The 8484-nt window shown below is 66.7% G+C and carries 7 protein-coding genes; 4 read left to right on the forward strand and 3 right to left on the reverse strand.

Annotated features, from left to right (window positions below; translation table 11 throughout):
• Position 1 precedes the first annotated feature (1 nt).
• Together JNJ68_RS13165 and JNJ68_RS13170 are read left to right on the forward strand one after the other, a co-directional pair.
• Positions 2–1609: a peptidoglycan -binding protein gene (locus tag JNJ68_RS13165; RefSeq protein WP_294982838.1), complete on the forward strand. Its 1608-nt coding sequence runs from the start codon at positions 2–4 to the stop codon at positions 1607–1609.
• Positions 1610–1744: 135 nt separating this feature from the next.
• Positions 1745–2593, forward strand: a complete 849-nt coding sequence (locus JNJ68_RS13170; protein ID WP_294982839.1) for a DUF2189 domain-containing protein — start codon at positions 1745–1747, stop codon at positions 2591–2593.
• Positions 2594–2891: 298 nt separating this feature from the next.
• Here JNJ68_RS13170 and clpA read toward each other — a convergent pair whose 3' ends face one another.
• Complete coding sequence (gene clpA, locus JNJ68_RS13175; RefSeq protein ID WP_294982840.1) at positions 2892–5207, reverse strand: ATP-dependent Clp protease ATP-binding subunit ClpA; 2316 nt, start codon at positions 5205–5207, stop codon at positions 2892–2894.
• Positions 5208–5366: 159 nt separating this feature from the next.
• Positions 5367–6134, reverse strand: coding sequence for a hydroxyacylglutathione hydrolase (gloB, locus tag JNJ68_RS13180; protein ID WP_294982841.1), 768 nt, complete (start codon positions 6132–6134; stop codon positions 5367–5369).
• A 61-nt stretch (positions 6135–6195) separates the two neighbouring features.
• Here gloB and JNJ68_RS13185 point away from each other — a divergent pair, with 61 nt between their 5' ends.
• On the forward strand, positions 6196–6951 hold the full coding sequence (locus tag JNJ68_RS13185) for a methyltransferase domain-containing protein (RefSeq protein ID WP_294982842.1): 756 nt from the start codon (positions 6196–6198) through the stop codon (positions 6949–6951).
• Positions 6952–6987: 36 nt separating this feature from the next.
• Here JNJ68_RS13185 and JNJ68_RS13190 read toward each other — a convergent pair whose 3' ends face one another.
• Positions 6988–7533 (reverse strand): L,D-transpeptidase, encoded by a 546-nt coding sequence (locus JNJ68_RS13190; protein ID WP_294982843.1) that lies wholly within the window; start codon positions 7531–7533, stop codon positions 6988–6990.
• 408 nt (positions 7534–7941) lie between these two features.
• Here JNJ68_RS13190 and JNJ68_RS13195 point away from each other — a divergent pair.
• A partial coding sequence (locus JNJ68_RS13195) for a F0F1 ATP synthase subunit delta (protein ID WP_294982844.1) occupies positions 7942–8484 on the forward strand: 543 nt, incomplete at its 3' end.

Below are 8484 nucleotides of genomic sequence, written 5' to 3' on the forward strand. Positions count from 1 at the left end.
GATGACCACGCGCACCCGGCGCCGCGACTCGAGTCTGATCTGGCCGGGGTTCGTCGATGCGGTGACGACGCTTCTGATGGTGCTGATGTTCGTGCTGACCATCTTCACCGTGATGCAATCCGTGCTGCGCGACACGATCACGACGCAGGATACCGAACTCGAGTCACTGACCGCTCAAGTCGCCCAGTTGGCCGATGCTCTGGGGCTGGAACAGGCCAAGGCGACCGATCTTGAAGCAAGAGTTGCGGAGTTGCAGGCAGGGCTTGCGTCGGCACTGGCAGAGGGCGAGAGGCAGTCAGGCGTGATCGCCACGCTGACGGCTGACCTGACCGCGCGCGAGGGGGCGCTTTCGGCGGCAAGATCCCGGATCACCGATTTCGAGACCCAGGTCGCGGCCCTGCTGGTAGAGCGGGACAAGGCGCGGGGAGATGCCGAGCGGCTGACGGCCTCGGTGGCCGACCTTGAGGCGGCGCAGGCGAAGCTGGTGACGGAGGCCGAGGCGATGACCCTCGCGCTGGCCAAGGCGCGGGAAGAGATCGACGCCGGGGCCGAGGCCGCGCGCCTGGCCGCCGCCCGCCGTGAGGCGCTGGAGGCGCTTCTGGCCGAGGCCGGCGCGAAGGGGGCGAGCGATGCCGCCGCGCTGGAAGCCGCGAAGACGCAGGTTTCCGAAGGCGAGGCGGCGCGCCTGGCCGATGCTGCGGCGCTTCAGGCCTTGCGCGACCGGCTGGCCAACTCGGATACCGAACTCACGGCGATGACCCTGGCGCTGGAAGCCGAGCGGAAGAAGGCGGAGGAGACGCTCACCCTTCTCGCCGCCGCCCGGACCGAGGCGGCGAAGGGCGCGACCGAGAAGGAGGCAGCGCTTTCGGCGGCGGAAACCGCGCTTCTCGCCGAACAGGAGAAGGTGCTGGCTGCGGCGCGGGAGGTGGAGCTTCTGAACCAGCAGGTCGCCGCGCTGCGGAGCCAGCTGGGCAGCCTGCAGGCGCTGCTGGATGACGCGAAGGCCCGCGACGAAGCGGCGAAGGTGCAGCTTGACAGCCTCGGCAAGGACTTGAACACCGCCCTGGCGCAGGTGGCGGCGGAGCAACGGAAACGGGCGGAACTGGAGGCGGCGGAGGCCGCGCGGCTGGAAGCCGAGAACAGGGACCTCGCCCGCTTCCGGTCGGAATTCTTCGGGCAACTGTCCACCCTGTTGCAGGGGCGCGAGGGCGTGCGGGTGGTGGGCGACCGCTTCGTGTTTTCGTCGGAGGTGCTGTTCAATCCGGGCTCCGCCGACCTGGCCCCCGAAGGCCGGGCGCAGATTGCCGGGGTGGTGCGCATTCTGGATGAGGTGCGGGCCGAGATCCCGCCGGGGATCGACTGGGTCATCCGGGTCGACGGCCACACCGACAACGTGCCCATCGCGCCGGGGGCGGCCTTCGCCGACAACTGGGAGCTGAGCCAGGCCCGCGCGCTGTCGGTGGTGCGCTTCATGCAGGACGAGCTGGGCTTCCCGCCTGACCGGATGGCGGCGACCGGCTTTGGCGAATACCGTCCCGTGGCGGCGGGCGACAGCGAGGAAGCCCGGGCGCAGAACCGGCGGATCGAGCTGAAGCTGACCGAGCGCTGACCCACCAATCCGTGACTGCACCGGGCCGGTATTCGTGCTAGGCTGCGGCATCAGAACCGTTGCTTGCATGTCGATGCCACTGGGATGACCGGGGCGAAGGACTGGCCCCGGCGCCCCCGAACGGGAGGAAGCCTGATGCCGAAGACGATCGGAAATCCGCTGTCCTGGACCATGGGCGCGCTGGGATCGGCGGCCGGATATGCGACGGTGGTCGTGGCCCCGGCCCGCGAACATGCGCCGCCTGTGACCCGCAGGCTGACGATGGGCGACCTGCGGACCGCCCTCAGGAAGGGGTGGGAGGATCTGGCGGCGATGCGGTCGGATGTGATGTTCGCCTGCATGCTGTATCCGCTGATGGGGGCAGTACTGCTGGCGCTGGCGGCGCAGGGCAACCTGACGCATCTGCTGTTCCCGGCACTGTCCGGCTTTGCGCTGGTGGGTCCGGTGGCGGGGCTGGGGCTTTATGAGCTGAGCCGGAGGCGCGAGGCGGGTCTGGAGGTCAGTTGGGCCTCGATGTTCGAGGTGCTGCGCTCGCCCCGGTTCCCGCGGATCGTGATGCTGGCGCTTTTCAACGGGGTGATCTTCATGGCCTGGCTTCTCATCGCCGACGCGATTCATGCGGCGACGCTGGGACCCGAGCGGCCTGCCAGCCTGATGGCCCTGCTGACGGAGGCGGTCACGACTCCGGCGGGCTGGGCGATGACGATCATCGGAACAGGGGTCGGGTTTCTGCTGGCGATCGCGGTGCTGGCGGTGTCGGTGGTGTCCTTTCCGCTGCTTCTGGACCGGGATGTGAGCCTGCCGGTGGCGGTGACGACCTCGGTGAAGGTCGCGCGGGAGAACCCGCGGGTGATCGCGGCCTGGGGGCTGGTGGTTGCTGCCGGGCTGGCGGTCGGGATCCTGCCGTTCCTGCTGGGGCTGATCGTGGTGCTGCCGGTGCTGGGGCATGCGACCTGGCATCTGTACCGGGCGGCGGTTCAGTAGCTGTCCACGGTGGACAGAAAATTCGCGTGAGCGATTTCAACAGGTTGCGCGTGGGCGTTCAGGATTTGTTGACTTTTGCCCGCGGCAACCCCCCACCCCCAGCCCCTCCCCACGAGGGGGAGGGGAAGGGCTTTTTGCGGCGTTTGGGTCCGGAAGGTTGAGGGTGCGCCGGTGGAAGCCGTGGCCTCCGGCGGGGATATTTGGGCCAATGTGAAAGGGCTTGGGGGGCGCTGAGCTGCGCGCGCCGCAAATGAAAACCCCCGCCGGGTGAGGGCGGGGGCTTCGTCGTCGGGCCACCTTACTCGGCGGTCAGGAGCGGGGGCTTCTGGCCGGTGAGGCGCGGTTTCGCGGGTTCCTCGATGTCGAGGGTGATGGCGTCGTCCTTGACCTTCACCCGCACCAGGCCGCCCTTGACCAGCTTGCCGAAGAGGAGTTCCTCGGCCAGCGGCTTCTTGATGTGTTCCTGGATCACCCGCGCCAGCGGGCGGGCGCCCATCTTGTCGTCGTAGCCCTTGTCGCCCAGCCAGGCGGCGGCTTCGGGGGTCAGCTCGATATGGACGTTGCGGTCCAGAAGCTGGGCCTCCAGTTGCAGGACGAATTTCTCGACCACCTGCATGATGATCTCTTTCCCCAAGGGGGCGAAGTTGATCACCGCGTCCAGGCGGTTGCGGAATTCGGGGGTGAAGGTCCGCTCGATGGCGGCGGTGTCTTCGCCCGTGCGGCGTTCGCGGCCGAAGCCGATGGCGGCCTGGCTCTGTTCCCGCGCGCCCGCGTTCGAGGTCATGATCAGGATCACGTTGCGGAAATCCACCGTCCGACCGTTGTGGTCGGTCAGCTTGCCGTGGTCCATCACCTGAAGGAGGATGTTGTAGACATCCGGATGGGCCTTTTCCATCTCGTCCAGCAGAAGGACGCAATGCGGGTGCTGGTCGACCGAGTCGGTGAGCATCCCGCCCTGGTCGAAGCCGACGTAGCCCGGAGGCGCGCCGATCAGGCGGCTGACCGCATGTTTCTCCATGTACTCCGACATGTCGAAGCGGATCAGTTCCACGCCCAGAGACGACGCCAGTTGTTTGGCTACCTCGGTTTTCCCCACCCCCGTCGGCCCGGCGAAGAGGTAGTTGCCGATGGGCTTTTCGGGCTCGCGCAGGCCCGCGCGGGCGAGCTTGATGGCAGAGCAGAGCGCTTCCACCGCCTTGTCCTGGCCGAAGACCACGCGCTTGAGGGTTTTCTCAAGGTCGCGCAGGGTTTCGGCATCGTCCTTCGACACCGATTTCGGCGGGATGCGGGCGATCTTGGCGACCACGGCCTCGATCTCTTTCAGCCCCAGCGTCTTGCGGCGCTTGGATTCCGGCACCAGGTGCTGCGCGGCCCCCGCTTCGTCGATCACGTCGATCGCGCTGTCGGGCAGTTTCCGGTCATGGATGTAGCGTGCGGCCAGTTCCACCGCCGACTTGATCGCCTCGTTGGTGTAGCGCAGGTCGTGGTGTTCCTCGAAATGCGGTTTCAGGCCCATCAGGATCTTGATCGCATCTGGCACCGAGGGCTCGTTCACGTCGATCTTCTGGAACCGGCGGCTCAGCGCGCGGTCCTTCTCGAAATGCTGGCGGAATTCCTTGTAGGTGGTGGACCCCATGCAGCGCAGCTTGCCGCCCTGCAACGCGGGCTTCAGGAGATTACTTGCATCCATCGCGCCGCCAGAGGTCGCGCCAGCGCCGATCACGGTGTGGATCTCGTCGATGAAGAGGATCGCATCGGGGTGATCCTCAAGCTCCTTCACCACCTGCTTGAGACGTTCCTCGAAATCGCCACGGTAGCGGGTCCCTGCCAGTAGCGCGCCCATGTCGAGCGAGAAGATCGTGGCCTTCGACAGGACCTCGGGCGTCTCGCCCAAGACGATCTTGCGGGCAAGTCCCTCGGCGATGGCGGTCTTGCCGACGCCGGGGTCGCCCACCAGCAGCGGGTTGTTCTTGCGTCGGCGGCAGAGGACCTGGATCGCACGCTCGACCTCTGCCTCGCGGCCGATGAGCGGGTCGACGTCGCCCTTGCGCGCCTTCACGTTCAGGTCGACGCAGTATTTGGAAAGCGCGGATTCCTTCGCCTCGCCAGCCTCGGCCTTGGGGGTTTCCTGTTCGTCGGCGCCCTGCACGGGCCGCGCCTCGCCATAGGACGGGTCCTTCGCCACGCCATGTGCGATGAAGTTGACCGCGTCGTAGCGGGTCATGTCCTGTTCCTGCAGGAAGTAGGCGGCGTTGGATTCGCGTTCGGCAAAGATCGCGACCAGGACGTTGGCGCCGGTCACTTCGGTGCGGCCGGAGGATTGCACATGGATCGCGGCGCGCTGGATGACGCGCTGGAAGGCGGCGGTGGGGACGGCCTCGGATCCTTCGACATCCGTCACCAGGGTGGAGAGGTCGTCGTCGATGAAATCGGTCAGGGTCTTACGCAGCTCGTCGAGATTCACCGCGCAGGCCTTCATCACGCGGGCGGCGTCGGGTTCGTCGATCAGCGCGAGCAGAAGATGTTCAAGGGTTGCGAGTTCATGGCGCCGCGAATTGGCCAGGGCCAGGGCGCTGTGGATTGCCTGTTCAAGCGTGGTCGAAAACGATGGCACTTCAGTGCTCCTGTCCTGCTGGTCGGAGGGGCGCCGGGGCCCGATCCAACCGTGGCCTCATACTGCCTAAAGTTCGGTTTTCCTGGCCGCACTTCAAGCGCAATCTTCCAGATTTTGGGGTTTCCCCCGGTCAGTCACGCCATTTGTGATACAGTCGGCCTAGAACTTGTCTTTTCTGGCCCGGATTTCGGCGAAAACCGTGACATCGTCGGCATCTGGGAGGCCGACCGCTGTCTTGAGCGCGGGAAGGTGGACCCGCAGGTAGGGGTTCGTGTCCAGCTCGACTTGCAGCGGGACAGGAACGGTGGGGATGCCCTTGGCGCGCTTCTCGGCGACCTCGGCGATGCGAGAGATAAGATGCGGATTGCCGGGTTCAAGGGTGGCGGCGAAACGCAGGTTGGAAGCGGTGTACTCGTGGCCGGGGCAGATCAGGGTTTCGGGCGGCAGGGCGGCCAGTTTTGCGAGGCTCGCATGCATCTGCCGGGCCGTTCCCTCGAAGAGCCGCCCGCAGCCGCCGGCCATGAGGCTGTCAGCGGTGAAGCAGAGGCGGCTGTCGGGGAAATGGAAGGCGATATGGCCGATGGTGTGGCCAGGAACCTCGATCACCCGGGCAAACTCGCCCCCCACCGAGAAGGAGGAATGTTCGTCGAGCGCAAGGTCGAGCCGGGGCAGTCGGTGGGCATCCGCGGCAGCGCCGAGAACCATGGCACCGGTCTGGGCGCGGAGCCGGTCGACGCCCTGGATGTGGTCATCGTGGTGATGGGTGATCAGGATGTCGGTCAGCCGCCATTGATGCGCCTCCAGCGCCCCGAGGATGGGGCCAGGTTCCGGGACGTCGATGACGGCGGTCTGGAAGGTGTCGCTGTCATGGATCAGATAGGCATAGTTGTCGGCCAGGCAGGGCACGGTGACAAGTTCAAGCGCCATGGTCTTTTCTGCCTCCGCCGCTAGGATGGAACCAGAGTGATCCCAAGGCAGGCTGACCGCAATGCATCTTGATGTGCTGGACCTGCGGAATTTCTACTATCGCACCCAATTGGGCCGGGTGGCGCAGCGGGCGATCCGGGACCAGGTGGTGCGGCTCTGGCCGCCGAAAGCCGGGGAGACGGTGGCGGGCTTCGGTTTCGCGGTGCCGCTGTTGCGCCCCTACCTGGCCGAGGCGCGGCGAGTTGTGGGGCTGATGCCGGGTCCGCAGGGGGTGATGCCCTGGCCTGCGGGGATGGAGAACGTGTCCGTGCTGTGCGAGGACACGGCCTGGCCGCTGCCCACGGGCTTCGTGGACCGGCTGGTGCTGATGCACGGGCTGGAGACCTCGGAGAACCCCTCGGCGGTGCTGGAGGAAGCTGGCCGCGTGCTGGGACCGGGGGGGAGGGCGCTGTTCATCGTGCCGAACCGCACGGGCCTTTGGTCGCGGCGGGATGTGACGCCTTTCGGCTTCGGCCGGCCCTATTCGGTGGCGCAGCTGGAATCGCAGCTGAAGCGGCACGGGTTCACGCCGGAGCGGAGCTGTTCGGTCCTCTTCGCCCCGCCCTCGGGGACGCGGTTCTGGCTGCGGTCGGCGAATTTCTGGGAGGGCGTGGGGCGGAAGATGCCCTGGCTGGCGGGCGGCGTCCTGATGGTCGAGGCGTCGAAGCAGGTCTATGCGCCGACGCAAGGGGGGCTGCGGGCGGCGGTGAAGAAGCCGCTCAGGGTGTTGGAGGGCGTGGGGAAGGGCGCGGCGGAACCGGCGTTGAACCGGAGGTGAGGCGGGTTGGAAACCCACCCTACGCCCGGACCGGCGTCAGATCACCCTGACCTGGGTGCCGACGGGGCAAAGGTCGAAAAGTTCGGCGATGTTCTCGTTGAAAAGGCCGATGCAGCCGTCGGAGGAGCGGCGGCCGATCTTCCGGGTGTCGTGGGTGCCGTGGATGATGTAGGCGGGCCAGGAGAGATACATGGCGTGGGTCCCGAGCGGGTTCTCCGGTCCCGGGCCGATGGGCTTCCAGTCCGGATAGCGCTCCATCTGCGAAGCGGTGGGCGTCCAGCTGGGGCCGACCTTCTTGCGCACGATCGAGGTATAGCCGCGCTTGGTCAGCTCGTCGGTCAGCGGGACCGAGGTCGGGAAGATGCGGTAGTCCGACCCGTCCGCGCTCCAGAAATGCAGGGCGCGCGAGGTGGTGTCGGCGACAAGGGTAGCCTTGCCGAGCGTGTCGAAATGGTCTCGCCAGTCCTGCGCCCGGAAGCTTGAGATGTTGTTGCGCACTGCCGGAGTCTCGGCCCGCGCCCTGGTGCCGAGGATGACCGTGCCGATGCCGGCGCCCAGAAGTCCGCGTCGCGAGAGGGTCATGCTGCCTGCCTTTCTGCTGTTTTCTTTTGCGGCACAGTCCCGGCACCGGGCGGCAGGGTCAACCGGGGCGGACCCGACCTTGACGGCCATGTGACCGGATGTGAGGGCAGGATGGCAGCCGCGGATCCGGGAATCACGCCTCTCGAGGCGGGCCGCAAGATGGACGCGGCGCGACGGGCAGGACCGTTCCGGGGGTCGCTGAACGGACCTTTTGCGGCGTTTGCGCCAACAGCGGCGATGTGGCTGATCCACGGCTCAAGAAAGCGTGTTCAACCCGGTTGCGAGGTGGGAAAGCCTCTGCTAAGGACGCCCGCGACGGATGGTGCCGCCCAGACGGTTGTGTAGGTGTGCGCCAAAGGGACGCCCGGTTCGCATGAGCCCGGGGCATAGGACAGCGGAAGGGTTGACGTGTCAGAACCAGCTTCGATCTCTCTGGGCATCGCCGCGCGCTACGCATCGGCCTTGTTCGATCTGGCCAAGGAAGGCGGCGCGCTGAAGGCCCTGGAAGCCGACGCCACCGCCCTGACCGATACGCTTGCCGCCAGCGCTGACCTGCGCGACGTGATCGCCTCGCCGGTGATCAGCCGCGAGGATCAGGGCAAGGTGATCGCCGCCATCGGCGCCAGGCTGGGCCTGGACACGCTGACCGCCAACACGCTGGCGCTGATGGCCGACAAGCGGCGCCTGTTCGTGCTGCCGCAGTTTGCAGCGCAGCTGGCCGACCTGATCGCCGCCGAGAAGGGTGAAGTGACCGCCGAAGTCACCGCCGCCCGCGCGCTGACCGCTGCACAATCGAAGAAACTTGCCGAAACGCTGAAAGCCAGCGTCGGCAAGACCGTGAAACTGAAAACGACCGTCGATGAATCCCTCATCGGCGGTCTTGTCGTCAAGCTGGGCTCGACCATGATCGACACGTCGGTCAAGGCAAAGCTCGCGGCCCTGCAAAATGCA

The sequence above is a fragment of the Tabrizicola sp. genome, from assembly GCF_016793705.1.
Classification (GTDB): Bacteria; Pseudomonadota; Alphaproteobacteria; order Rhodobacterales; family Rhodobacteraceae; genus Tabrizicola.